General features: G+C 72.0%; 21 protein-coding genes and 2 pseudogenes. 20 read left to right on the top strand and 3 right to left on the bottom strand.

The genetic code is table 11. The annotated features are described in order from the left end of the window. The first annotated feature begins 56 nt into the window (after window positions 1–56). The 12 genes from ALI22I_RS24725 (at window position 57) to ALI22I_RS24665 (ending at window position 16,030) form a co-directional block, all read left to right on the top strand. The gene (locus tag ALI22I_RS24725; RefSeq protein WP_077007984.1) at window positions 57–1,202 is read left to right on the top strand and encodes a DegT/DnrJ/EryC1/StrS family aminotransferase; all 1,146 of its coding nucleotides are present in this window, start codon (window positions 57–59) and stop codon (window positions 1,200–1,202) included. Continuing rightward, window positions 1,202–2,326, top strand: coding sequence for a DegT/DnrJ/EryC1/StrS family aminotransferase (locus ALI22I_RS24720; RefSeq protein ID WP_077007907.1), 1,125 nt, complete (start codon window positions 1,202–1,204; stop codon window positions 2,324–2,326). The genes ALI22I_RS24725 and ALI22I_RS24720 overlap by 1 nt, the downstream gene beginning before the upstream one ends. 9 nt (window positions 2,327–2,335) lie before the next feature. Continuing rightward, on the top strand, window positions 2,336–3,259 hold the full coding sequence (locus tag ALI22I_RS24715) for a UbiA family prenyltransferase (protein WP_077007906.1): 924 nt from the start codon (window positions 2,336–2,338) through the stop codon (window positions 3,257–3,259). Further along, a complete protein-coding gene (locus ALI22I_RS24710) occupies window positions 3,259–4,584 on the top strand; it encodes a protoporphyrinogen/coproporphyrinogen oxidase (protein ID WP_077007905.1) in 1,326 nt (441 codons plus the stop codon). Before ALI22I_RS24715 ends, ALI22I_RS24710 begins: the two co-directional genes overlap by 1 nt. Then, window positions 4,581–6,134, top strand: a complete 1,554-nt coding sequence (locus ALI22I_RS24705) for a class I adenylate-forming enzyme family protein (RefSeq protein WP_238598546.1) — start codon at window positions 4,581–4,583, stop codon at window positions 6,132–6,134. Before ALI22I_RS24710 ends, ALI22I_RS24705 begins: the two co-directional genes overlap by 4 nt. Beyond that, window positions 6,131–6,898: a class I SAM-dependent methyltransferase gene (locus tag ALI22I_RS24700; RefSeq protein WP_077007903.1), complete on the top strand. Its 768-nt coding sequence runs from the start codon at window positions 6,131–6,133 to the stop codon at window positions 6,896–6,898. Before ALI22I_RS24705 ends, ALI22I_RS24700 begins: the two co-directional genes overlap by 4 nt. Then, window positions 6,895–8,292: a CoA transferase gene (locus tag ALI22I_RS24695; protein WP_077007902.1), complete on the top strand. Its 1,398-nt coding sequence runs from the start codon at window positions 6,895–6,897 to the stop codon at window positions 8,290–8,292. The genes ALI22I_RS24700 and ALI22I_RS24695 overlap by 4 nt, the downstream gene beginning before the upstream one ends. Beyond that, window positions 8,289–9,758 carry a class I adenylate-forming enzyme family protein gene (locus ALI22I_RS24690; protein WP_077007901.1) on the top strand — a complete coding sequence of 490 codons (1,470 nt, stop codon included), beginning with the start codon at window positions 8,289–8,291 and terminating at the stop codon, window positions 9,756–9,758. Before ALI22I_RS24695 ends, ALI22I_RS24690 begins: the two co-directional genes overlap by 4 nt. A gap of 52 nt (window positions 9,759–9,810) precedes the next feature. Beyond that, on the top strand, window positions 9,811–10,221 hold the full coding sequence (locus ALI22I_RS24685) for a carboxymuconolactone decarboxylase family protein (RefSeq protein WP_179118344.1): 411 nt from the start codon (window positions 9,811–9,813) through the stop codon (window positions 10,219–10,221). Then, entirely contained in the window at window positions 10,218–11,801 is a 1,584-nt protein-coding gene (locus ALI22I_RS24680) for an FAD/NAD(P)-binding protein (RefSeq protein WP_077007900.1), read from the top strand. The genes ALI22I_RS24685 and ALI22I_RS24680 overlap by 4 nt, the downstream gene beginning before the upstream one ends. Continuing rightward, window positions 11,798–13,144 (top strand): lyase family protein, encoded by a 1,347-nt coding sequence (locus tag ALI22I_RS24675; RefSeq protein ID WP_077007899.1) that lies wholly within the window; start codon window positions 11,798–11,800, stop codon window positions 13,142–13,144. The genes ALI22I_RS24680 and ALI22I_RS24675 overlap by 4 nt, the downstream gene beginning before the upstream one ends. A 1,662-nt stretch (window positions 13,145–14,806) precedes the next feature. After that, window positions 14,807–16,030 carry an FAD-binding protein gene (locus tag ALI22I_RS24665; RefSeq protein WP_202971064.1) on the top strand — a complete coding sequence of 408 codons (1,224 nt, stop codon included), beginning with the start codon at window positions 14,807–14,809 and terminating at the stop codon, window positions 16,028–16,030. A gap of 186 nt (window positions 16,031–16,216) precedes the next feature. Here ALI22I_RS24665 and ALI22I_RS53890 read toward each other — a convergent pair whose 3' ends face one another. Then, window positions 16,217–18,016: a Crp/Fnr family transcriptional regulator gene (locus tag ALI22I_RS53890; protein ID WP_238598545.1), complete on the bottom strand. Its 1,800-nt coding sequence runs from the start codon at window positions 18,014–18,016 to the stop codon at window positions 16,217–16,219. Between the two features lie 414 nt (window positions 18,017–18,430). On the opposite strand from ALI22I_RS53890, the pseudogene ALI22I_RS55665 reads away from it, so the two are divergent. From ALI22I_RS55665 to ALI22I_RS24635, 6 genes and pseudogenes are all read left to right on the top strand, one after another. Next, window positions 18,431–18,700: pseudogene (locus tag ALI22I_RS55665) on the top strand (AfsR/SARP family transcriptional regulator); the annotation flags it as partial. Between the two features lie 86 nt (window positions 18,701–18,786). Next, a complete protein-coding gene (locus ALI22I_RS53885; protein WP_179118327.1) occupies window positions 18,787–19,062 on the top strand; it encodes a hypothetical protein in 276 nt (91 codons plus the stop codon). Further along, window positions 19,032–19,328: a hypothetical protein gene (locus ALI22I_RS24650; RefSeq protein ID WP_077007895.1), complete on the top strand. Its 297-nt coding sequence runs from the start codon at window positions 19,032–19,034 to the stop codon at window positions 19,326–19,328. The genes ALI22I_RS53885 and ALI22I_RS24650 overlap by 31 nt, the downstream gene beginning before the upstream one ends. A 107-nt stretch (window positions 19,329–19,435) precedes the next feature. Further along, entirely contained in the window at window positions 19,436–19,882 is a 447-nt protein-coding gene (locus tag ALI22I_RS24645; protein WP_077007981.1) for a MarR family winged helix-turn-helix transcriptional regulator, read from the top strand. A 113-nt stretch (window positions 19,883–19,995) separates the two neighbouring features. Further along, on the top strand, window positions 19,996–20,487 hold the full coding sequence (locus ALI22I_RS24640) for a hypothetical protein (RefSeq protein WP_077007894.1): 492 nt from the start codon (window positions 19,996–19,998) through the stop codon (window positions 20,485–20,487). A gap of 14 nt (window positions 20,488–20,501) precedes the next feature. Further along, on the top strand, window positions 20,502–21,173 hold the full coding sequence (locus ALI22I_RS24635) for an HD domain-containing protein (protein ID WP_202971062.1): 672 nt from the start codon (window positions 20,502–20,504) through the stop codon (window positions 21,171–21,173). A gap of 40 nt (window positions 21,174–21,213) precedes the next feature. Here ALI22I_RS24635 and ALI22I_RS24630 read toward each other — a convergent pair whose 3' ends face one another. After that, window positions 21,214–21,519 carry an ABC transporter permease gene (locus tag ALI22I_RS24630; RefSeq protein ID WP_238598544.1) on the bottom strand — a complete coding sequence of 102 codons (306 nt, stop codon included), beginning with the start codon at window positions 21,517–21,519 and terminating at the stop codon, window positions 21,214–21,216. A gap of 8 nt (window positions 21,520–21,527) precedes the next feature. Continuing rightward, a pseudogene (locus ALI22I_RS49570) lies at window positions 21,528–21,632 on the bottom strand (daunorubicin/doxorubicin resistance ABC transporter ATP-binding protein DrrA); the annotation flags it as partial. A gap of 214 nt (window positions 21,633–21,846) precedes the next feature. Between ALI22I_RS49570 and ALI22I_RS24625 the strand changes: the two are divergent. Together ALI22I_RS24625 and ALI22I_RS24620 are read left to right on the top strand one after the other, a co-directional pair. Continuing rightward, window positions 21,847–23,031, top strand: coding sequence for a sugar efflux transporter (locus ALI22I_RS24625; RefSeq protein WP_077007892.1), 1,185 nt, complete (start codon window positions 21,847–21,849; stop codon window positions 23,029–23,031). 16 nt (window positions 23,032–23,047) lie between these two features. Beyond that, a complete protein-coding gene (locus tag ALI22I_RS24620; protein WP_077007891.1) occupies window positions 23,048–23,614 on the top strand; it encodes a hypothetical protein in 567 nt (188 codons plus the stop codon). Window positions 23,615–23,639: the final 25 nt, after the last annotated feature.

The following is a 23,639-nucleotide window of genomic DNA, read 5'->3' as shown; positions in this document are numbered from 1 at the left end:
TTGCCTGCCATACGCTCGCACCGGGAAGCAGCGACGCGGAGGTGAGTGCGCTGGCCGTGCCATTCTTCACGCAATCGGCGACATTTTCCGATTTGTGGCCGATAACGCGTGGGCACATTGTGGAAGTGGTCGGGAACGGCAAGTACTCGCACGGACGGAAAGTCCTCGAATTGGAAAGCGCGCTGGCCGCCTACACCGGGGCCGCGCACGTGGTGGGGGTGAACAGCGGCACCGACGCGCTGGTGCTCCTGCTGCGCGCGTGCGGGCTGAGCCCCGGTGACGAGGTGGTCGTGCCGGCGTTCTCGTTCATCGCGTCGGCGTCCTCGGTGGTGCTCGCGGGCGGGCGGCCGGTGTTCGCCGACATCGAGCCGGACGGCTACGGCCTCGACCCCGGTTCGGTGGCCGCCGTCGCCGGGTCGCGCACCCGGTTCGTCATGCCGGTGCACCTGTTCCACCACGTCGCGGACCTGACCGGGCTGGTCGAGGTGGCCCGCCGGCTGGACCTGACCGTGGTCGAGGACAGCGCCGAGGCGATCGGCATGCGCTACGACGGTGTGCACGCGGGCCTGCTCGGCGCCGGGGGAGTGCTGTCGTTCTTCCCCACCAAGACGCTCGGCGCGCTCGGCGACGCGGGCGCGGTCATCACGAACGACCCGGACGTCGCCGAGACGGTCAGCGCGCTGCGCCACCACGGGCGCTTCGGCCGCACGATCGACAACTTCCCCGGCATCGCGACCAGCACCAGCGTGGTCGGGGTGAACAGCAAGATGGACGACGTCCAGGCCGCCGTGCTGCTGGCCAAGCTGGGACGGCTGGAGGCGGACATCCGCCGCCGCGCCGTGCTGGCCAAGCGGTACGCCGAGGGCCTGGCGGACGTGCCGGGGCTGAAGCTGCCGTCGGTGCTGCCGCGGCGGCGCAGCGTGCGCGGCGTCTTCTACGTGTACGTGGTCGAGGTCGACCGGCGTGACGAACTGGCCGCACACCTGGCCGACAGCGGTGTCGGCACCGAGACCTACTACCCGCTGCCGCTGCACCTGCAGCCGTGCTTCGAACACCTCGGGCACCGGCCCGGTGACTTCCCCAACGCGGAGGCGGCGTGCCGTCGCACGCTCGCGTTGCCGCTGTACCCGGATCTGCCACTCGGCGACGTCGACCACGTGTGCGACGTGATCCGCTCCTTCTACCTCGGACGGCACACGTGATGATCCCGTTCTTCCCACCGGACCTGTTCGACCGCGACCTGCTGCTGGAGGTGGTCGAACAGGTCGGCCTGACACCGGACCAGCGGTTCATCCTCGGCACCCGCACGGCGGAGTTCGAGGAGGTGCTGCGGGACTCGCTCGGCGTCGCGGACGCGGTGGCGTGCGGCAGCGGCACGTCCGCGTTGACGCTGGTCCTGCACGCGATGGGCGTGGAGCCGGGCGACGAGGTGATCGTGCCCGCGTACGGGTGCGCGCCCCTGGCGTCCGCGCCGCTGCTGCTGGGCGCGACGCCAGTGTTCGCCGACGTGGACCCGTGGACGATGGTGGTCGACCCCGCCGAGGTGGACAAGCTCGTCACCGAGCGCACCAAGGTGATCACGCCCGCGCACATGTTCTCCGTGATGGCGGACATGCCCGTGTTGCGGCGGATCGCCACCGAGGCGGGCGTGCGGCTGCTGGAGGACTCCGCGGTCGGCCAGGGCGGTGTGCTCGCCGGACGACCGGCCGGCACCTGGGGTGACGCGGGCGTGTTCTCGTTCGTGCAGGTCAAGACGTTCGGCATGCCCGGCGAGGGCGGCATGGTCGTCACCGGCGACGCGGCGCTCGGCCGGGCGGTGCGGATGCTGCGCAACCACGGCCAGGACGGCGTGCAGCGGTTCGTGCACCACCGGATCGGCTACAACAGCCGGTTCGACGAGGTGATGGCCGCCTTCCAGCTGCGCCGGTTCGCCTCGCTGCCGTTCCGGCTGGAACGGCGGGCGCGGATCGGCGAGTACTACACGCAGCGGTTCGCGGGCCTGGCGAGCCAGGGTGTCCTCGCGCCGCCACCGGGCCGCGACGGGCGCTGCTTCTACGTCTACTCGCTGCTGGCCGACCGGCGTGAAGCGTTGCGCGACCACCTCACCTCCCACGGCATCGGCACGCACATCTACTACCAGGCCCCGCTGCCGCGCCAGCCCGCGTTCGCCGGGCACGCGCAGCCGGGCCGCGACTGGCCCGCCGCGGAGTCCGCCGCACGGCGGCAACTGGCCATCCCGATCCACCCCCACCTGACCGACGCGCAGGTGGAGCACATCGCCGACGAGGTGTGCCGGTTCGCGGCCACGTCCGGCTCACACGGCTGAGGAGGACCGATGACGACGACCATCGCGCCCGGATCGACCCGCGCGTACGTGAAGCTCGCCAAGCTCGACATCGTCGACTACTACCTCGGCGTCCTGGTGGTGTGGGCGCTGCTGGCGCCCGCGCTGCGGCTGGACGGCGGCGTGCTGGCCACGATGGCGGTGTTCCTGGTCGGCGAGGTGTTCGTGATCGTCGCGATGGTCGCTTTGGACGACCTCACCGGGTACCGGGACGGCAGCGACGTCGCGAACTACGCCCCGGACGCGCCGGCGCGCAAGCTCAACCGCAAACCCCTGGTCGCGGGCACGCTCACCGAGCCGCAGGTGCTGCGGTTCGCGCTGCTCACGGCACTGGTGGGCGCGGTGGTGTGGCTGGGCGCGCTGGCCATCGCACCACACCGTCCGCTGTGGACGGTCGTGCTGGTGGCGGTCACCTACTTCTTCGCGCTGCAGTACTCGTGGGGCGTGAAGCTGAGCTACCACGGCTTCCAGGAGTTCTTCCTGGCCGCGCTGGGCTGGGCGCTGGTGCTCGCGCCGTACGGCCTGGTCGCGGGGGAGTTGGACGGCGTGGTGGTCGTGCAGGCGCTGATCTTCGGCCTGGGGCCGCTGCTGTTCGGCGTCTACTCCAACACCAACGACGTGGCGGGCGATCGGCAGGTCGGGCGGCCGACGGTGGCCGCGCTGACCTCGCCGCGCGGCAACATGCTGTTCGTCCGGGCCGTCTCGGCCTGCGAGCTGCTGCTGATCCTGGCGTTGCCGCTGGTCGGCGGGCCGTGGTGGTTCCCGCTCGCGCTGCTGCCCACGATCCTGTTGCGGTTCAGGCAGTTGCACGTCGGTTTCGGTGCCGGCGACATCCTGTGGGCGCGGCGGATCGGCATCGACATCCACCGGGTGACCGTGGTGACGCTGGTCGTGGTGAACCTGGTGGTGCGGTGATGGGCGCGGACGTCGACGTGGCCGTGATCGGCGCGGGGATCGCCGGGCTGGCCGCCGCGCACGAGTTGGCGCGGGCGGGTCGCCAGGTGCGGGTGTTCGAGGCGGCGGACCACGTCGGCGGGCGGATGGCGACGCGGCGGATCTCCGGGTTCGTGGTCGACACCGGCGCCGAGCAGATCTCCACCCGCGGCTACCCGCACACGTGGGAGTTGTTGCGGCGGTTGGAACTCGACGACGCGGTGCCGAGGATCGGGCGGCAGCTGGGCGTGTGGCGCGGCGGCCGGGTGCGGCGAGGGCTGGCGCACCCGTTGGGCCTGATCACCGGCGCCGGCATGTCGGTTCGGGCGCGCGCGGACTTCATGCGCGCCACGCGCGGTCGATTCGACGCCGCGCACCCCGAGGCGTCTCGGCTGGGCACGGCCACCGTCACGGAGTTCGCCGCGCCGTACCACCGTGACCTGCTGGAATACCTGTGCCAGCCGGTGGTGTCCGGGTTCTTCGGGTGGCGGCCGGAGCACTCGGCGGCCGCGCCGTTCCTGGGTCTGCTCGGCGCGATCGGCCCGTCCACCGCCTGGCGCACGTACGACGACGGCATGGACCTGGTGGCGCGTGCGCTCGCCGCGCGGCTGGACGTCACGACGTCGTTCCCGGTGCGGGAGGTCATGGCGGGGCCGGGTTTCGCGCGGATCACCGGTGACGGCACGGAGTTGCGGGCCCGGTCCGTGGTGCTGGCCGTGCCCGCGCCGGTCGCGCGGCAGGTCTACGCCAACCCGCCGGAGCACGAGCGGCCGTTCCTGGACGCGTGCACGTTCACCCCGATGGTGAAGGTGCACCTGATGCTCGACCACCGCCCTGAGTCGCGCGTGTACCTGCTGGCCGTGCCGCGGTCGGAGAGCCCGTCGGTGTCGGTGGTGCTGTTCGACCACCTCAAACACCCCGACCGGGCGCCCGGGGGCCGCGGACTGGTCACGGTGATCGCGAGTCCGGTCATGGCGCCGGCGCTGCTGGACGCGCCGGACGACCAGGTGGTCGGGGTGCTCGCCGACGAAGCCGAGCGGTTTGTGCCCGGACTGCGGGCGGCGGTGACGGGATCGGTCGTGCACCGGTTCCGGCACGGCCTGCCCGAGGCCACGCCGCGTGCCCTGGCGTTGCGCGCCGGGTTCGAGTCCCGGATCGGCGGGGTCGTGGACTACGCCGGCGACTGGGTGAGCCTGGCCCCGTACAGCGAGGCCGCGGTGCGGTCCGGCCGCCGTGCCGCCGCACGGGTGCGCACCAGACCGTCGTCCACCACCGTCTCGTCGAACACGAGGAGCCAGCACGCATGAGGCCGCACGACATGGGCACGCTGTTCGACGAGGTCGCGGCTCGCAACCCGCACACCACCGTCCACCTGGATCGGCCATTCGACATCGCGCCGTCCGATTCCGGGTCAGGGGTGGACTACACGGTGGCGCAGCTGTCCGGGCTGGTCCGCGAGGCGTCAGGCTGGCTGTACGCGGCGGGTGCGCGTCGGGGTGACCGGGTGGCGGTGGTGAAGCGCAACCACTACGACTACGACCTCCTCGCGTGCGCGGCGGTGCGGATCGGCGCGGTGCCCGCGCTGCTGTCCGGGCACCTGTCCGACGACGTGCTGGAGATCCTGCTCAAGCGGCTCGATCCGGCGGTGCTGGTCACCGACCGGGTGCCGCCGGTCGGTCTGGCGCGGCGGGTGTTGGCGCTCGGTTCGCCCGTGCCGGGTGCGCTGACGTTGGACGACGTGCGGGGTTCACGGGCGCCGGCGCCGCGACGCCGGCAGAACGACGCCCCGCTGGTCGTCAACCACACGTCCGGCACCACCGGTGTGCCGAAGCTCGTCGTGCACACCACCCGCACGATCGTGCACCGGCTGGCCCGGTTCGAGGCGGTGCGCTGGCCGGTGATCGGCGTGCGCCGCGACGACGTGGTGGCCAACGCCAGCTCGTACGCGCACGGCCGCACGTTCTGCTGGACGGCCAGCGTGTTCTGCCTCGCGCCGCGCAAGATCGTGCTGCTCAGCGATCCGGCGTCGGCGTCTTCGGTATTGGCGCAGCACCCGCCGACGACGGTGGAGGCGCTGCCGTCGGCCTACGTGCGGTGGCAGCCGTTGGCGGCTCGGCCGGACAACCCGTTCCGCGACGTGCGGCTGTTCGTCAGCACCTACGACGCCATGCACCCGCCGGCGATGCGGGCCATGCTGCACGCGTCCCAGCGCAAGCGGCCGCTGTGGATGCAGGGCTGGGGGCAGACCGAGACCGGTCCGCTGACGTTCCGGTTCCTCACCCGGCGTGCGCTCGACCGTTCGCCCGACGCCCGTGACCTGGGACGTCCCGTGCCCGGTCGGACGCGGCTGCGGGTGGTGGACCCGGCGACGTTCGCGCCGGTGCCGCGTGGGCAGAGCGGGCTGGTGCTGGCGCGGACGAAGGCCCGGTGCGTCGGGTACGTCGGCGAACAGGACCGGTGGCAGGCCAAGAACACCGGGCCGTGGTGGAACACCGGAGACCTGGGCGTGCTGACCCGCGGCGGCGCGGTGCGGCTGCTGGACCGCGAGGTGGACGCGGTGCCGGGGCTGAGCTGCCTGCAGGTGGAGGACCTGGTCGAGGACCGGTTGCCCGAGGTGGTGGAGTGCGTGGTGCTCGGCACGCCGGGCCGGCCGCCGATCCCGGTGCTGGTGATGTCCGGCCCGCTGGACCCGATGGTGTGGCGGCACGCGGTGTCCGATCTGCCGCCGATGTCCGACCCGCACGTGCTGGCCTGGGACGACGTGCCGCGCACCGCCACCGGCAAGGTGCGCCGGCTGGATCTGCTCACCCGGCTGGTCGGCAGCGCCGAGACCTACGGCACCGGGCGGTGGACATGACCACGTACGTCTTCGACCGCGCGCACGTGGCCGAGCAGCACCGCTGCCTGGCCGCCGCGTACGACCCGTTGACGTTCGCCCGACTGGCGCAGACCGGTGTCCGGCCCGGCTGGCGGTGCCTGGACGTCGGCGCGGGCGGCGGCAGCGTGGCGCACTGGTTGGCCGGGCGGGGCGCGACCGTGCTGGCCACCGACGTGCAGCCGGACCACGTGCGGCCCGCGCCGCGGCTGACCGTGCTGCGACACGACGTGGTGTGCGACCCGCTGCCCGAGTCCCGGTTCGACCTGGTCCACGCGCGGCTGGTGCTGCGGCACCTGCCGGAGCGGGACGCGGTGCTGCGCAAGCTCGTGGCCGCGCTGAAGCCGGGCGGGTGGTTGCAGATCGACGAGTTCGACAACTCCTACAGCCCGCTGCTACTCGCACCCGATCGGCATGCCGCCGAGCTGTACGAGACGTTTTTGGCGGTGAAGGAGAGCGTGTTCGAGGCGTTCGGCGTGGACGTCGGGTGGGGGCGGAAGGTGGCCGGGGCGATGGCGGCGGCCGGGTTGGTCGACGTGGACCCGCGGGTGGTCGTGCACCCTTGGCGGGCCGGATCGCCGGGCGTGCGGCTGCTCGCGCACACCACGTACCTGTTGCGGGACAAGCTGGTCGCGGCGGGGATGACCGACGCGCAGTTGGCCGCCGTGCGCGAGGTGATGGCCGATGAGCGGTTCCTGGCCACCTCGCCCGTCGTCTACTCCGTGCACGGTCGGCGGGCGGCATGACTTCGACGGTGACGGCGGTGCCGTGGGCCGGGCCGGTGGACCTGCCGTTGAGCGGTGAGCTGGACGTGCAGGCGGCGTGCGGGCTCATGCACGTGCACGGGCGTCGGTTCGGTCGGCCCACTGCGCTGGGGTTGGACTACGCGTCGATTGTGGCTGCGGAGTTGGACGCGATCGGTGCGTCGGCGCTGGAAGTGGCTCGGTTGCGGGGTGTTCCGGTGCGGACGGTGTCCACCTCGGTTGCTCAGGCGGCGTTGCTTGCGGTGTCGCAGTACCTGGCGGCGGCTACGGCGGACGAGGTGGACTCCGTCTTTGTTGGTGTGGGTGGGCCGCCGTTCGTGTCCTGTGACGGGGTGGCGTTCGAGGTCGAGGCGTTGGACGCGGAGGTGTGGCGGCGGTTCTGGGCGGCGTTGGACGCCGATCCGGGTGCGGTGGCGTGGGGGTGGCGGCCGTTCCAGCAGCGGTTCGCGACGGCGACCTGCCCGTTGCCGCCGGAGTTGACCGGGTTGGCCGCGGGGCTGCCGATCGTGCTGCTGGAACGGATCGCGAAGTTGACCGGGACGACGTTGGTGCGGGTTTCGCACAGGGCGGTGGACGACCTGCCGCCGTACCGGGTCCGGCCGCTGGGGGCGGGGTCGGGCCCGGTGGGGGCCGGGTTGCGCCATTCCGGCGTGCTGCCGTTGTCGGGGGTGGTGGTGCTGGAGTCGTGCCGGCGGGTGCAGGGGCCGTTGGCCGGGCACTTGCTGTGGCAGTTGGGGGCGTCGGTGGTGCGGATCGAGCCGCCGGGCGGTGATCCGCTGCGGGGTGTGCCGCCGATGTCCGGTGAGGTGTCGGCCCGGTTCCACGCGTTGAACCGGGGGAAGCGGGTGGTGGAGGTCGATCTCGGCACCGTGGCGGGGCGGCGGGAGGTGCTGGAGCTGGCGTCGGGTGCGGACGTGTTCCTGCACAACTGGGGGCCGGGGAAGGCGGAGGCGTGGTCATTGCGGGCGCGTGACGTGGCGCGGGTGCGGCCGGGGATCGTGTACGCGTACGCGTCCGGGTGGGGTGACGCGCTGGGGCCTCGGCCGCCGTTGGGGACGGATTTCGTGGTGCAGGCGCATGCCGGGGTGCCACCGTCGCTGATGACGATCGTGGACGTGTTCGGTGGCGTGGTGTGTGTGCGGGGGGTGGTCGACGGCCTGGTGCGGCGGATTCTGTCCGGGGTGGGGCAGTCGGTGGCGTCGTCGTTGCTGTCGGCGGCGTCGTGGTTGAACGCTCGGGCTTCGCGTCGGTGCACGGCGCCGTTGAGCGTGCCGGTGTGCACGGATCTGGCGGCGTTGGGGCGGGATTCGCGGTTTTCCCGGGCTGTGGTGCGGGACGGGTGCGTGGTGCCGGTGTCGGCGTGGGAGTTCGGATGAGTTGGACTTCGTCCACCGGGGTGGTGTTGCGGGATCTGGTGCCTGCCGCGTTGCGCCGGTCGTGGGTCGCGGCGGGGTACTGCCCGGATCGTGACCTGTACTCGTTGTTCCGGTCTCGGGTGGCGGCGCATCCGCGTCGGACGGCGGTGATCGACGACGGTAGGTCGATGGACTACGCGTCGTTGGATCGCGCCGTGCGGCGGCTGGCGAGGTTACTCCGTGGTTATGGCCCCTCCGACATCATCGGTATCGACCTGCCGAACGGACGAGAGGGGGTGGTGGCGGAACTGGCGGTGGCGGCGGTGGGTGCGGTGGCGGTGCACCTGCCCGATGGCGGTTCGCCGGTGGTGAGCACGGTGATCACCGACGTGTCGGAGGCGTTGGAGGCCGAGGGGGACGCTCCTTGGTCGCCGGTCGCGGTCGACCCGGAGGCTCCCGCGCGCATCCTGGTGTCCTCGGGCTCGGAGGCGGCGCCGAAGCTGGTCGCGTACTCGCACAACGCGTTCGCCGGTGGTCGGGGCAACTACGTGCGGGCGGTGCACGGTGCCACGGCGGTGCCGCGCGATCTGGTGCTGGTGCCGTTGGCGTCGGCGTTCGGGTCGTTCGGGGTGGCGATCACGCTGTGCCGGTTCGGCGGGACGGTGCTGCTGATGCGGCGGTTCGACGCGGCGGCGGCGTTGCGGGTGGTGGCGGAGCAGCGGCCGACGCACGTCTTCGGCGTGCCGACGATGCTGCGCCGAATGGCGGCCGTGGCCCTGACCGGCGCTGGCTCGTCCACTGTGGACACATCATCGGTGCGCGCGGTGGTGTCGAGCGGTGACGTGCTGACGCCGGAGACGTTGTCGGCGGTGCGTGCCGCCTTCGGCTGCCCGGTGGTCAACATCTACGGCTCGTCGGACGGCGTGAACTGCCACACGTCCACGCCGGAGCACGGTGTCGGCCGCCCGGACCCGGCCGTGACCGACATCCGGATCGTCGACGGCGAGATCTGCGCGCTGGGCCCGATGACACCGCTGTGCTACGTCGACGCACCGGAACTGGACGAGCGCCACCGCCTGCCCGGCGGCTGGGTCCGCACCGGCGACGAGGGCTACTTCGACCCAGGCGGCACCCTCCACGTGGTGCGCCGCCTCAAACGCGTGGTGATCCGAGGCGGCTACACCATCAGCCCCGCCGAGGTGGAACAGGCACTGGGCAGCCACCCCGGCGTGGCGGAGGTCGCGTGCGTCCCCGTCCCGGACCGGGACCTGGGCGAGCGGCTGTGCGCCTGCCTCGCCGTGCACCCCGACCACCACCCACCGTCGCTAGGGCAGCTGACCACGTTCCTGACCGAACGCGGCATCAGCCGCCGCAAACTGCCCGAACGCCTGGTGGTGCTACCGGAACTACCACTGGGCCGGACGGGAAAGGTCTGCCTGCGCACGGTCACCCGGCTCGCCGCCGAACAACACGGGGCCGCGCTGTGACTGTTCGGTCGTGGAGTGCGGTTCAGGAGTGGGAGACGACTCGGAGGTGGTTGTGATCAGGCTTGATCCGTTTGCCGGGCCGGGGTTCGCGGCGTTGGGTGCGTTGGCGAAGGCCGTGGACGACGTGGATTTGCCGGTGGGGCTTGTCGAACTGGTGCGGTTGAGGTGTTCGCAGATCAATGGGTGTTCCTATTGCATCCGGCTGCACAGTGACGCGGCCGCGGCGGTGGGGGAGGTGCGGGATGTTTCCGGTTGGCGGACCGATCCGGCGTTCACGGTGGCCGAGCGTGCCGTGTTCGCGTTGGCCGAAGCGGTGACGTTGGTGCACGACGGGCATGTGCCGGATGCCGTTCTCGACGCGGCGATCCGTGCCCTGGGGGAGGTGCCGGTCCAGCAGGTCGTGTGGGTGGCGACCGTGGTCAACGCGTACAACAGGCTGGCGATCAGCGCGCGGCTCACATGACGGTGGTCTGCATCGTGGGCGCGGGGCCGCGTGGGACGTCGGTGCTGGAACGGATCTGCGCCAACGCCCGCGAACCCGTGCGGGTGCACGTGGTCGACCCGTTCCCGCCCGGCCCTGGGCGGGTGTGGCGGACCGATCAGCCCGAGCACTTGCTGATGAACACGCCCGCCGGCCAGGTCAGCCTGTTCACCGACGCCACCGTGCCGTGCACCGGCCCGCACGTGCCCGGACCGTCGCTGGCGGAGTGGGCGGGCGTCGATCCGGACGGTTATCCCTCACGCGCCCAGTACGGCCGCTACCTCACCTGGGTGTTCCAGCGCCTCACCAGGCAAGTGGACCTCGTGGTGCACCGCGCCGAAGCCGTCGCACTGGACGACACGGGCGTCACGCAGTCCGTCACCCTCTCCACCGGCCACCGGATCACCGCCGACGCGGTCGTCCTCGCCCTGGGCCACGACCCGGTGACCCCGTCCTGGACAGGCGGACACCTGTCACCCGGCAACGCCGCCGACGCGGACCTGTCCGCACTGCGCCCCGGCGACCCGGTCCTGCTGCGCGGCATGGGCCTGACGTTCTTCGACTACCTGAGCCTGTGCACGGTCGGCCGCGGCGGACGCTTCACCCGCGCCGACGGCACCCTCCGCTACCTGCCGTCCGGCCGCGAACCACAGCTGTTCGCCACGTCCCGACGCGGCGTGCCGCACCACGCCCGGGGCGTCAACCAGAAGGGCACGGCGGGCCGTCACGAGCCGGTTTTCCTCACCCACGACCGGATCGCCGCCCTCCCGCGCGGCCGGTCCAGTTTCCGCCGCGACATCTGGCCCCTGGTGGACCGGGAAGTCCGACACGTCTACCACCGCGCGCACCCGTCCGGCCCGCCGTGGAACTGGCGCCGGATCGCCAACCCCGCCCGCGGCCTGCGGTTCCCCAGCCGGGGCGGCTACCAGAACTGGCTCATCGGCCACCTGGTCCGCGACGTCGCCCACGCCGAGCGCGGCAACGTGCGCGGCCCGGTGAAGGCGGCGCTCGACGTGCTCCGCGACATCCGCAACGAGATCCGGCTCGCCGTCGACCACGGCGGCATCTCCGGCGAGTCCTACCGCGACGACGTCGCCGGCTGGTACACGCCGCTGAACGCGTTCCTGTCCATCGGCCCACCGGTCGGCCGGATCGAGGAGATGATCGCGCTGCTGAGATCGGGCGTGCTCCAGGCCGTGGCGCCCGACGTCCGGCGCGGTCCCACCAGGTTCACGGTCGGGGACGTCGAGGTCACGTCCGTGGTCGAGGCGCGGATGCCGGAGGTGGACGTGCGCCGGGCGGCGAACCCGCTCCTGCGGCACCTGCTGCGCACGGCCCAGGCCCGCCCGTTCCGCCTGGGCAGCTACGAGACAGGAGGCCTGGACGTGACCCGGACCCCGTCACGCGTCGTGGACGCGGCCGGCCGGCCCCACCCGCGCCGCTTCGCGTTCGGCGTGCCGACCGAGTACGTCCACTGGGTCACGGCCGCCGGAGTCCGACCGTGGTCGGCGTCGGTGACGTTGGTGGAGGCCGACGCGATCGCCAGGGCGGCACTGTCATGAGCCTGCTCTCACCCGTGTGGGCCGGGATGCCGGTGGCGTCGCTCGCCACCGACGAGGCGTGGCTGGCCGCGATGGTGGACGTCGAGAACGCGCTGGCCCGGGCCCAATCCGGCGCGGACCCGGTGACGGTGGACATGGACGTGCGCGAACTGGCCGTTCTCGCCCGCGACGCGGCCAACCCGGTGGTCGCCTTCGCCGCCCGCCTGCCGCCACACCTCCACCGGGGCTCCACGAGCCAGGACATCCTCGACTCGGCCGCGATGCTGGTGACCCGTCGGGTGGTGGACCTGATCACGGCCGACCTGGAACGCATCGGCGAGGCACTGGCCGTGCTCGCCGACCGCCACCGGGAAAGCGTCATGCCCGGCCGAACCCTGGGCCAGCACGCCGTGCCGACGACGTTCGGCCTGCGCGCCGCCGGCTGGCTCGACCTGGTGCAGGACGCCTGGGAACGCGCGCGTGCCCTGGTGCTGCCCGCGCAACTGGGCGGTGCGGCGGGCACGTTGGCCGCCTACGCCGAGCACCCCGGATTGCTGGGCGGCGTCGACCTGATCGAGCCGTTCGCCCGTGAGCTGGGCCTGGCCGTGCCGACGCTGCCGTGGCACACCCTCCGCACACCGATCGTCGACACCGGCTCCGTGCTGCAGTTCGTCACCGGCGCGCTGGGCAAGATCGCGGTGGACGTGATCACGTTGAGCCGCACCGAGATCGGCGAGGTGTCGGAGCCCGTCAAACCCGGCCGGGGCGCGTCCTCGGCGATGCCGCAGAAGCGCAACCCGACCCTGTCCACCCTCGTCCTGACCGCCGCCCGCCAGGTGCCGGCGCTCGTGCTGGTGCTGGCCCAGTCGATGATCGCCGAGGACGACCGCCCCGCCGGCGCGTGGCACGCCGAGTGGGAACCGCTGCGCGAGTCCCTGCGCCTGACCGGCGGCGCCACCCACACCGCGGTGGAACTGGTGGAGGGCTTGGTGGTGCACCCCGACCGGATGGCGGCGAACCTGGCCCTGACCGGTCCGGCGATCGTCAGCGAACGCCTGGCCGCCGCCCTGACCCCGGCGTTGGGCAAGGCGAAGGCCAAGGACGTGCTCGCCACCGCGGCCCGGACCGGGACGTACCCGGACGTGCCGCCCCACCTGCTCGACCCGGCCGAGTACCTGGGCGCGGCCGACGCCCTGGTGACCCGGGCGGTCGAGCGGTGGTCAACCCGTCAGACCGACCACCGGGGCCGGGGTGCCGCCGGACGCCGTGCGGGTGACCACGATCGCGCCGGGGGCGGCGACCAGACGGACCTCCGGCAGCAGGCCCGAGCCGTCCAAACGGACCGAGGTGGACGTGGGGGGTGAGCCGTCCAAGGACTGCGTCACCACGGTCAGCTCCCGGCCGTTGTCCTCGCATGCGCGCAGATAGGTGGTGCTCGTCGTGGTGTCGGCCGCGCGCGCCGGACAGACGTCGACGGCGAGTGGCGTGGTGACGCCGGTGGCCGGGTCGATCGCGTGGACAGCGGTGACCCGCGCGCCTTCCTGCTCCTCCAACAGCGGCGTGACACCCAGGTCGGCGCGCACGGTCGAGGGTCGGTCCGGTCGGATCAGCACCCGGCCCGTCCCGGCGTCCAGCAAACCGTTGACCACCGAGCCCGGTACGGCTCGCGTGGCGACCACCCGCAGCGACATGACGGAACCATCCCGTGTGGCGCGCACCAGCACGTCCTGCCGCTCGCCGTCGGCCGGACCGAGCGGGATCTCGTGCCGCCACCGCTCCTGGCCGGTCACCTCGTCCAGCGCCACGACACCCAGCCAGGTCGGGCACTCCACGGGCGCGAGCACCGTCGTACGACCCCGCGCGGTGCCGCTGAACCGTGAAGTGCACCCCGCCGGGGGCGACCACCGCCACTTCACCTCGCCGCTGACCAGGTCGTACCCGGTGATCACGTCGTCGTCGCGCAAGGCCAGGGTCTGCGTGCCCGGCATCAGCTCACCGACCTCCACCAACACCGACCGGACCACCAACTCGAACCGAGGTGCCCCGGTCTCGGCATCCAGCACGACCACCGACATCGCCTTGGTGTTGCGCGACGAGCCGAAAGCCGCGACCACGGCCCGCCGGTCCAGCGTCGCGACCACTGCTCCCACCCGCGCGCCGGGCCGCGCGTACCGCCACGCCACCCACCCGTCGGTACCGTCCAACGCCACCAGCGACCCGTCATGCATCGCCACCGCGACCCCGTGCCCGGACGGCACGACATCGACCACTTCAGCGGCCGGCTGCCACGACCACTGCCGACCACCAGGCCGCTCCACCACCGCCTCCGGCGTGAAACCCCGTGAATCCAACGTCTTCGACCGGACGATCACCGCCCCAGCCACCACCGGCGCGAAGACCGCCGCGACCACGACTACGACCGCCGCCACAACCCCGACCGGCCGCACCCGCCACCCGTTCGGTCGCGCCGGTCTGTCGGCCGCGTCTGCCGTCTGCTGGGCTTGCTCTGTCGCGCTCTCGGCTGGTTGTGCCTGTTGCCCTGCCTCGCCGTCATCCGGCAGGGTCCGCCGTTCTGCCGTGTCCTCGGCGGGGTGTGTCCGCCATTCGGCCAAACTGATCGCTCCCGCCGCGACGGCGAGCGACCCCACCGCCAGCACCGGCAAGTCGTCCCCGGTCAAGCCGGTGAGCAGGTCCGACACCAGCAGCCACCACACCACCGCTGCCAAGCCGGTGCCCAAGAGACCTGCAAACACTCGCATCGACCGCTGACTTCCCAGAGCCAGTGCCGCTGCGCCGACGACACCCACCGCCAACCCGATCACCGTGACGTCCACGTCCGGCCGGGGCACCCCACCGGACAGAAACGGCGCGCACCCGGCGCACAACGCCCCGACCAACATCATGTAGCGCAGCATCACGGCACCTCCCGGCGTGGGACGAGAAGCGCGGCTGATCCGTTCCCTCCCGTGCCCACGACGAGCCCTGGTCGGGAAGGAGCCAGGTGGTGATGGGGCAGAATCTGGCCGGTGAGCACCAACTGGGCAGGCAACTTCACCTTCTCCGCCGCACGGACCGTGCAGCCGACCTCGGTCGAGGAGGTCCGGGACGTGGTCAAGGCGGCCGAGTCGGCGCACGTGGTCGGTGCCGGCCACTCGTTCAGCACGATCGCCGACACCGCCGGCACGCTGATCAACCTCGACCGGATGCCCGAGGTGTTCGAGGTCCGCACCGGGTCGGTGCGGGTCGGCGCCGGGATGCGGTTGGCGCGGCTCGCGGAGCTGCTGCACGACGCCGGGCTCGCGCTGCCCGCCATGCCGTCGTTGCCGCACATCACCATCACCGGCGCGTGCGCGACCGCCACCCACGGCTCGGGCAACGACGTCCCGTCCCTCGCGAGTCTGGTCCGGTCGCTCGACCTCGTCACCGCCGACGGCGGCATCACCACCCTGAGCAGGGCGGACGCCGGGTTCGACGGGGCCGTGGTGGCGTTCGGGTCGCTCGGCGTGGTGGTGGCGGTGGAGCTGGACGTCGTGCCGACCTTCGAGGTCGAGCAGCGGATCTACGACAACATGCCGTTCGACGCCCTGGTCGCGAACGTCGACACGATCTTCGCCAGTGCCTACAGCGTCAGCGCCTTCACCACCTGGCAGGGCGTCGCGCACGTGTTCGCCAAGCGCCGCACGACCGACCCCGAGAACGACCTGACCTGGACGGGAGCGATGCCGGCCACCGAGCCGCGCCACCCCGTGCCCGGTCAGCCCGCCCTGCACTGCACGACCCAGCTCGGCGTGCCCGGCCCGTGGCACGAACGGCTGCCGCACTTCCGCGCCGACTTCACGCCGAGCGTCGGCGCCGAACTCCAGTCCGAGTACTTCGTGGCCCGTGAGCACGCGGCCGAGGCGCTGACCGCGTTGAACGACCTGGCCGCCGAGATCACGCCCGTGCTGCTGACCTCCGAGGTCCGCACGGTCGCGGCCGACACGCAGTGGCTGAGCCCGGTGCACGGCCGGCCGAGCGTCGCCTTCCACTTCACCTGGCAGCCGGACGACACCGCCGTGCGCACGGTGCTCCGCAAGATCGAGGACGCGCTCAGCCCGTGGCGCCCGCGCCCGCACTGGGGCAAGTTGTTCGAAATCGCGGACCCCGGCGAGCGGTACGAGAACTGGGCCCGGTTCGCCGAACTGCGCGCCGGACTCGACCCCACCGGCAAATTCCGCAACCCCTTGATCGACGGGTGGTTCACCGGATAAGCGCGGGGCGCACGGCGGTGGTCATCACGGCCATCGCCGACCCCACCAACCGGTCCGAACCGGGCGCCGCCGACATGTCCGCCGCGAGGTCCGCACGTTCGCGTCCGTCACCCACCCCGGCGGACCGGACGCCACCGATGTGACCGCGACGATCAGAACGCGCCGCCGATCAGAACGCGCGGTTGATCACAAGCGCGCGAACCTCCGCAGCGCGTCCAGGTCGGGTACGACCACGTCCCGCCGCAGGTGGCTCACCACCACACCCGCCTTGCGCAGGTCGGCGAACGCCTTCTCGGCCGTGCGCGGCTTCATCCCGGCGATCGACGCCAGCTCCACCTTGGTCAGCGGGATGCCCAGCACCCAGCCGCCGACTTCCTGCCTGCCGTGCGCGCCGACCAGCTCGGCCAGCACCCGCGCCACCCGCTCGGCGGCGGTGTGGGACAGGAAGTCGCGCCGCCGCCGGTTCGCCCACCGCAGCTGGTCGTCGATCACCCCGATCAGCTCGACGAACCCGTCGTTGCGGCGGTGCAGGAACCCGTGCAGTTCGGCGCTGGTGATCAGCTTCGCGGTGACGTCACCACAGGTCACGACCGTGGCCGAACGCGGCTTGTGGTCCAGTGAGGCGAGCTCGCCGATCAGGTCTCCCGCGACCCGCACGGTGAGGACGGCGGTGTCTCCACTGGCGTCGTTGACCAGCACCTTCACCACGCCTTCGAGCAGCAGGAAGGCGTGCGTGTCGGAGGAGTCCTGGACGATGATCTCCCGGTCGGCGGCGTAGCGGACCGTGGTGCCCAGGGTCAGCAGCTCCTGCCGGCTGCTCTCGCGCAGCCGGGCGAGCAGGGTGCCCGGCGGCCACTCCGCCATCGCGATGCTCTGCCGCACGGCGGGCGTGGTCGACTTCGCCGTGGCCAGCGACCGGCCCGCGTCGGCGAACGACGCGTAGCCGCGCTCGAACGACGGGTCGGGCCCCACACCGGACAGCAGCGCCTCGCACGCCCGCCGCTGCTCGTCCAGCGCCAGCACGGCCGGGTGGTCGGGGCCCAGCGCCGACACCGACCGCATCGACGCGTCGCGCACCACGTCGAGCAGGCGTTGCGCCTGTCCGCGGGTGCCTTCGAGGTGCGCCAGCTCCAGTTCCGCGGACGCCAGGTTGGACGTCGCGATCACCGCGTGCGGGTGGTCCGCGCCCAGCCTGGTGGCGGTGCGGTCGGCGGCCGAGCGCAGGCTGGGCAGTGCCAGCCGGGCCCGTTCGGCGGACCGGCGCACCCTGGCCAGCTCGAACTCCGCCGACGCCAGGTTGGCCTGCGCGACCAGCGCCCGGGGGTGATGCGTGCCCAGCGAGCTCAACGCCCGGTCGGTCGCGTCCCGCAGGTCGGCCAACGCCTCGGCGACCTCCTCGGCGTCACCGTGGTCGCGGGCGATCCGGAACCGCGCGCACGTCAGGTTCAGCCGCAGCACGCACGTCTGCGGGTGGTTCGAGCCGAGCACGGCCGCGTTGCGCTGTAATGCCAGTTCCAGCGCGCCGGTCTCGGTCGGTTTCACCGGTTCGAAGGCCACCGCGACCGAGCCCACCGCGACCGGGTCGGGCACCGGCAGCGGGTCGAGGAAGTCACCGACCACCTGGCGCAGGGGAGCACCCCGGCCGAACGCCGTGCCCGGCGCCCTGCGCCGCGCGTGACGCGACGCGACGATGCTCGGGTCCCGCCGACCGCGGGCCACGGACGCCAGCGCCTGCTGGTCGCGCACCCTCGCCGCTTCCGGACCGGTCGGGTCCACCAGGGCGAGCATGGCGATCAGCAGCGCGTCCGCGGCGTCGGCTGAGCCGATCCGGGTCAGCGCGGAGGCACAGCGCAGCAGTCTGTCCACGTCCCGGCGCGCGCTCAGCGCGTCCAGCGAGCGCGCCAAGTCCACGGCGAGGCGCCGTGCCGCCTGCCGGTCCGGGGCGGACCGGGACAGGACTGCTTCGAGTTCGACCATTCGGTTCATCCGGCACCCCAGGTGGTTGCTCGGTCTGCGTCGGCGCGGTTCACACGTTCGGACGCCGTGTTCCGGCGTTCGGGCGCGCGCACTCGTTCCGCCGGAGTGGAATCCTCGTCCATAGCGGCGTTATCGGTTGCTCGGGGTATTCGTTAGCGCGCATGCCTGACATTGTTACGGGTCGAATGGTCGGATGTCCGAACGCTTCCGCAATATTGCGGAAAACCGTGCAAGTTTTTTGTCACCGCCAGCCGTTCCAGGGGTCGGGGGACACCGAGAGTGTTCGTCGGGGGAGCGCTCCTGAGGACTTCCGGGCGGTCGGCGGGTGAAGAGTTCGACGAAATGGCCGGGAGCGTGCGCAGCCCGTTCGGGGTGATCGTGGCACAGTGACCGCATGCGGGTGGGGGTTTGGGGCCGCTGGAGGTGACGGCGGACAGCACCGCGGTGGAGATCGGCGGCGCCAGGGTGCGTGCGCTGCTGGTCCGGCTGGCCGTGGCCGCGGGCCGGGTCGTCACCACCGAGGAACTGGCCGACGCGCTGTGGCCGGACGACAAGCCCGCCGACGCTGTCGACGCGCTCCGGTTCGACCGGCTCGCCCGCGAGATCAGGATCGCGTTGGCCGGTGGTGATCCGATGACTGCCCGGCGACTGGCGGCGGACGCGGTGGCGTTGTGGCGCGGACCGGCGTTGGTCGACGCGGCGGGCAACCTGCGGATGCCGTTGACCAGTCTGGTGGGCCGGTCCGCCGACGTGGAAAGGGTGGCCGGACAGCTCGGCCGATGCTCGGCCTGTTCCTCGACGACGCCGCGCGGACGCTGGAGGCGGTCGACCGGCTGCAGGACGTGCCCGATCCGTGGACGCGGGCGGTGCTGTGGATGGTGCGCGGCGCGGTCCGGGAGAACGACGGCGACATGCGGGGCGCGCGTGACGACATCACCACCGCGGTCACCGGTCTGCGGGAGGTGGGTGACCGGTTCGCGTTGTCCCAGGCGTTGAGCGGGGTGGCCGCGCGGCGGCGGAGACGATGCTCGCCGAAGCCGCCGAACACGCGATGAGGTCCAAGGACATGCCGGTGCTGGCCAAGGTCGGCGTCGCGTTGGCGGCCCTGCACGCCCACCACGGCAACCCCATGCACGCGGCCAAGGTCCTCGGTGCGGCCGAGCAACTGCGCGGCGCGCCCGACGCCCGCAACCCGGAGGTGGCCCGCCTGACCGACCGCCTCCGCGCGGACGTGGGCGACGCTGCCTTCGACCTCGCCTACGCCACCGGCGCCGCCCTCGACCGCCCCGACGCCATCGCCCTGGTCCACACTCCCGCCTGAGCTTGGTGTTCACCGCGCGTCGAATGCCGGCGTGCCTGCGGAAACGGTGCGCCAGGCGCACACGCCGTGGACGGTCGGTGGGCGACGCGGTAGGGGACAATCACCGGGTGACCAACGAGAACGGCCGCTCCACTCCACCGGTGACCAGCACCTCCATCGTCGTGTTGACGTTGGCGCGCCGGATCGAGACCGAGCTCAACGCCGTTCTCGCACCACTCGACCTCACGGTCAGCCGGCTCGGACTGCTCGGTCACATCGCCGGCGTGCCCGGGGTGTCGTTCAGCGACCTCGCGCGGATGTCCGGGACCACGGTGCAGACCGCGCACACGGCGGTGAAGGCACTCGTCGGCGCCGGGCTGGTCCGCGACAACACCGCCCGCCCCGGTTCCGCCTCCGCCATCGAGGTCACCCCGGAGGGCGCGCGTCTGCTCCAGTCGGCGAGGGCCGCGGTGGCCGAGGTCGACGACCGCTTGTTCGGCCCGGACTCGGATCCGATCCAACGGCAGGTGGGCGATGCCGTCCGCGCTGCCTTCGGGAGCACCACCACGTCCTGACCCGCTCGCACGACGGCGTCGCGGGTGGTGATCTTCCTCCGCAAACCTTCAGGGTGACTGAAGCTTGATGCTAGGCTTCAGTCACCCTGAAGGTTGCCGAGCGTGGAGAGATCATGGAAAAGGTGTTGCTGTCGTTGCACGTACTGGCCGCCATCGTGTTCGTCGGAGGGTCGGCGATCGCGACGAGCCTGTTCCCCCGCTACGCGCCGGTCGCATCAGGCGTTCCCGTGGGGGCGTCCGGCGCCGCGGTCGGCTCGTCGCCGGACGCCCCGGGAGAGCGCAACCGCGCGGTGGCCGGCGCGCTGCACCGCGTCACCCGGGGCTACGGCATCGCCGGCATCGTCGTCCCGGTCGCCGGGATCGTCCTGGCCGCCACGCAGGGCCGCATGGGCGAAATTTGGATCACCATCTCCATGGTCCTCACCGCCGCCGCCGGCGCCCTGCTGGCCCTGCGGATCGCTCCGGGCCAGCGTGACGCCCTCGACGAGCCGGACGACGGCACGCGGCTGCGCGGGCTCTCGATGCTCGCCGGCATCTACAACCTGCTGTGGGCGGCCGTCGTCGTGCTGATGATCGTGCGTCCCGGCTCGGCCACGGGAGCGTGAGCCCGGTGCCCGACGTGACCGACCCATACCGGGAACTGCCGTTTCCGCTGACCGACCTGACCCGCAACGCGATCCGCTTCGCGCGGGGCATCGAGGATCCGGCGATCTTCAACCACAGCATGCGGACCTATCTCTACGGGCGATTCCTCGGTGGACAACGCGGTCTGCGGCCCGATCACGACTACGACGACGAACTGCTGTTCCTGGGCTGTGTGCTGCACGACGCCGGGCTCAGCGGCGAGGGCAACGGCGATCAGCCCTTCGAACTCGACGGCGCCGACCTGGCCGCTCGCTTCCTCACCGAGCAGGGGCTGCCACCACAGCGGGTCGAAATCGTCTGGGACGCGATCGCGCTGCACACCTGCTTCGACGTCGCGATGCGCAAGCGGCCCGAGATCGCCCTGGTCACGGCCGGTGCCGGGTACGACCTCGGTGCCGGTTCCCCTGCCCTGCCGCCGGGCTACGCCGACCGCGTCCACGCGGTCCTGCCGCGCCTGCACGCCGGTGCCGTGCTCTACGACGCGATCGTCGACCAGGCGCTCGACAAGCCGCAGAAGGCTCCGCCGTTCAGCATGCCGGGCGAACTCGTTCGGCAGAAGACGCAGGTCGCCTGGCCCACCTGGCACGAACTGATGGCCCAACCCGACGGCTGGCACGACTACGACGGCTACCCACCGTCGACCTGAATCCGGCGCGTTCGACGGGCCGTGCTCCTACCGCCGTCGGTCACGTGCGGCGGCGGTAGGCGTGGACGGCCAGTGGGGCGAAGACGGCGACGAACAGTGCCGACCAGAACAGCGTCCACGCCACGGGTCCGGCGACCGGGCCGCCGACCAGCAGGCCGCGTGACGCGTCCATCACGTGAGTCACCGGGTTGATCTCCACCCACGACCGCAGCCAGCCCGGCAACGTCTCCGCCGGCGCGATCATGCTGGTGCCGAACGTCATCGGGAACAGGGTCAGGAACGCGATGCCCTGCACCGTGCCCGCCTGCCGCGCCAGCATCCCCACCAGCACGAACACCCAGCTCACCGAGAACGCACCCCCAGTACCGTGCCCGGTCGTGCGGCGAGATCGACACCGGCCAGCGCGGTGGTCTTCCCGTACCGCTTGACCAGGCCTTCCGCCTCGAAGGCGTAATCCATGCCCGTTCCCCTTCCCCTGTCGTTCAGGGGGAGGGTCCGGGGTGGTCATGTCATCGGGCGTGCAGACGCATGTCACCTCCGTGCGTTCCGGGTCGTTCCGGAACTCGAAACCTCCTGGCCCGCGGTCACCGCGGCCGGGTGTGAGCGCTCTCACCGGTGCGGGTGCCGGAAATCCGCTTCCTCGCCGCCCCTGTGGGCGGCGAGGATCGCCGGTGTGTCCGCGCTGAGCAAGACCCCTGCCCCGACCCGTTCCCGGCCCTTCGTCCCGTTGGTGTCGGTGAGCCTGCTGACGGGCGTCGGGTATGCGCTGGCGAGCCCGTTCATGTCGCTGTTCCTGATCAAGGAAGTGCAGGCGGGTCCGGTCGCGGTCGGGGCGTTCCTGTTGGTCAGCGCACTGGTGTCGATGCTGGTGAGCACGCTGATCGGCCGGTTCTCCGACTCGCGGGCGATCCGCCGCACGCTGCTGGCGGTGGCTGGGGTGGCGGGTGCGCTGGCGTGGGTGCTGCTCGCGGTCCTGCGCGACTACTGGCTGCTGATGGTGGTGGCGGTCACGTTGTCGGCGGTCGCGTCCTCGCAGATGCCGCAGATGTTCGCCTATGCGCGCCAATTGCTGGAACGCAGCGGGTCAGCCAAGGCGCCGTTGGTGATGAGCGGCCTGCGGATGACGATGTCGATCGCCTGGGTCGGCGGGCCGCCGCTGGGTGCGCTGCTCATCGTGGGCGGCGGGTTCACCGGCCTGTTCGCCGCCAGCGCCGCGGTGTACGTGCTGGCCGTGGTGGTGACGTTGGTGTGGCTGCCCGAGCTGGGGCCGTCCGCCACGCCGTCGCACGAGGTGCGGCGGGAGTCCGGGCTGCGGCGGGAGGTCGTGCTCGCGGCTTCGGCGTTCGTGCTGCTGCAAGGCGCGACGGCGGTCGGTGTGGCGGCGATGCCGTTGTTCATCACCGAGAACCTGGGCGGCACGGCCGGTGACGCGGGTCTGGTGCTGGGTCTGTGCGCGGCCCTGGAGATCCCGCTGATGCTCGGCTTCGGCGCGTTGGCGATCCGGTTCAACCACCGGGTGCTCGTGCTGGCGGGCGGCGCGGTGGCGCTGGCGTACTACGCGATCATGCTCGCCACCCAGGCGACCTGGCAGGTGATGGCCGCGCAGGTGCTGCACGCAGTGGTGATCTCCGCGGTGATGGGCGTGGGCATCTCGTACTTCCAGGACCTCGCGCCGGACCGGCCGGGTTACGCCAGCACGCTCTACACGAACACGGCCAAGACCAGCGCGATGCTGGCCGGGCCGCTGCTGGGCCTGGCCCAGCACCTCGGCTACCGCACCGCGTACGGCATGGGCCTGGTCATGTCGGTGCTCGGGCTGGCCCTGCTGCTGGCCGCCCGCCGCCGGGTGATCGCGTAGCGGCGATACTGGGGTCATGATCGACGAGTTGCTGCGGCGGCAGGGTGAGTTGCAAGCGCAGGCGGACGGGGTCGTGGCGGACCTCGGGCTGGACCGGCTGCTGTCGGCGCTCGGCGAGCCGGTGCGCACGGGCAGTTCGGCGTTGGGCCTGATGGTGGTGCCGGACGTCGACATCACCGTGGTGTGCCCGGTGCTGGACGTTGGCGCGGTGGTGCGGGTCGCTGCGGAACTGGCGTTGTCCGAGCGGGTGCGCGTGGCACAGTTCCGCAAGGACCACGGCCGCTGGAACGCCGAACCGGACGCCTACCCGGACGGCCTGTACCTGGGCGTGAAGTACCGCGACGACACCGGGCCGGAGTGGAACCTGGACATCTGGTTCGTGGACGAACCGGAACGCCAACCCGATCTCGGGCACGTGCGCGCGTTGCCGGGCCGGATCACACCGGAGGCGCGGGCGGTGATCCTGATGATCAAGCACTCGCGGCCGGACTACCGCAGCTTCGACGTCTACCGCTCGGTGCTGGACGACGGTGTGGGCTCACCGGAGGACTACGACACGTGGCGGATTACTCACGGTCAGTGAACCGACCGTTCGGTTTGCGCTCTTC

The sequence above is a fragment of the Saccharothrix sp. ALI-22-I genome (assembly GCF_001984175.1).
Classification (GTDB): Bacteria; Actinomycetota; Actinomycetes; order Mycobacteriales; family Pseudonocardiaceae; genus Actinosynnema.
The sequence above is the reverse complement of the archived record's forward strand: the minus strand, read 5'-3'. Positions and strand labels throughout refer to the sequence as shown.

What these genes read in the sequence shown, in the direction of transcription:
- ALI22I_RS24705 (WP_238598546.1), top strand. Translation starts at nt 4,581, where the DNA reads ATGAGGCCGCACGACATGGGCACGCTGTTCGACGAGGTCGCGGCTCGC.
- ALI22I_RS53885 (WP_179118327.1), top strand. Translation starts at nt 18,787, where the DNA reads ATGCTCGGCCTGTTCCTCGACGACGCCGCGCGGACGCTGGAGGCGGTC.
- ALI22I_RS24650 (WP_077007895.1), top strand. Translation starts at nt 19,032, where the DNA reads ATGCTCGCCGAAGCCGCCGAACACGCGATGAGGTCCAAGGACATGCCG.
- ALI22I_RS24680 (WP_077007900.1), top strand. Translation starts at nt 10,218, where the DNA reads ATGACGGTGGTCTGCATCGTGGGCGCGGGGCCGCGTGGGACGTCGGTG.
- ALI22I_RS24620 (WP_077007891.1), top strand. Translation starts at nt 23,048, where the DNA reads ATGATCGACGAGTTGCTGCGGCGGCAGGGTGAGTTGCAAGCGCAGGCG.
- ALI22I_RS24640 (WP_077007894.1), top strand. Translation starts at nt 19,996, where the DNA reads ATGGAAAAGGTGTTGCTGTCGTTGCACGTACTGGCCGCCATCGTGTTC.
- ALI22I_RS53890 (WP_238598545.1), bottom strand. Translation starts at nt 18,016, where the DNA reads ATGAACCGAATGGTCGAACTCGAAGCAGTCCTGTCCCGGTCCGCCCCG.
- ALI22I_RS24690 (WP_077007901.1), top strand. Translation starts at nt 8,289, where the DNA reads ATGAGTTGGACTTCGTCCACCGGGGTGGTGTTGCGGGATCTGGTGCCT.
- ALI22I_RS24700 (WP_077007903.1), top strand. Translation starts at nt 6,131, where the DNA reads ATGACCACGTACGTCTTCGACCGCGCGCACGTGGCCGAGCAGCACCGC.
- ALI22I_RS24715 (WP_077007906.1), top strand. Translation starts at nt 2,336, where the DNA reads ATGACGACGACCATCGCGCCCGGATCGACCCGCGCGTACGTGAAGCTC.
- ALI22I_RS24675 (WP_077007899.1), top strand. Translation starts at nt 11,798, where the DNA reads ATGAGCCTGCTCTCACCCGTGTGGGCCGGGATGCCGGTGGCGTCGCTC.
- ALI22I_RS24710 (WP_077007905.1), top strand. Translation starts at nt 3,259, where the DNA reads ATGGGCGCGGACGTCGACGTGGCCGTGATCGGCGCGGGGATCGCCGGG.
- ALI22I_RS24695 (WP_077007902.1), top strand. Translation starts at nt 6,895, where the DNA reads ATGACTTCGACGGTGACGGCGGTGCCGTGGGCCGGGCCGGTGGACCTG.
- ALI22I_RS24720 (WP_077007907.1), top strand. Translation starts at nt 1,202, where the DNA reads ATGATCCCGTTCTTCCCACCGGACCTGTTCGACCGCGACCTGCTGCTG.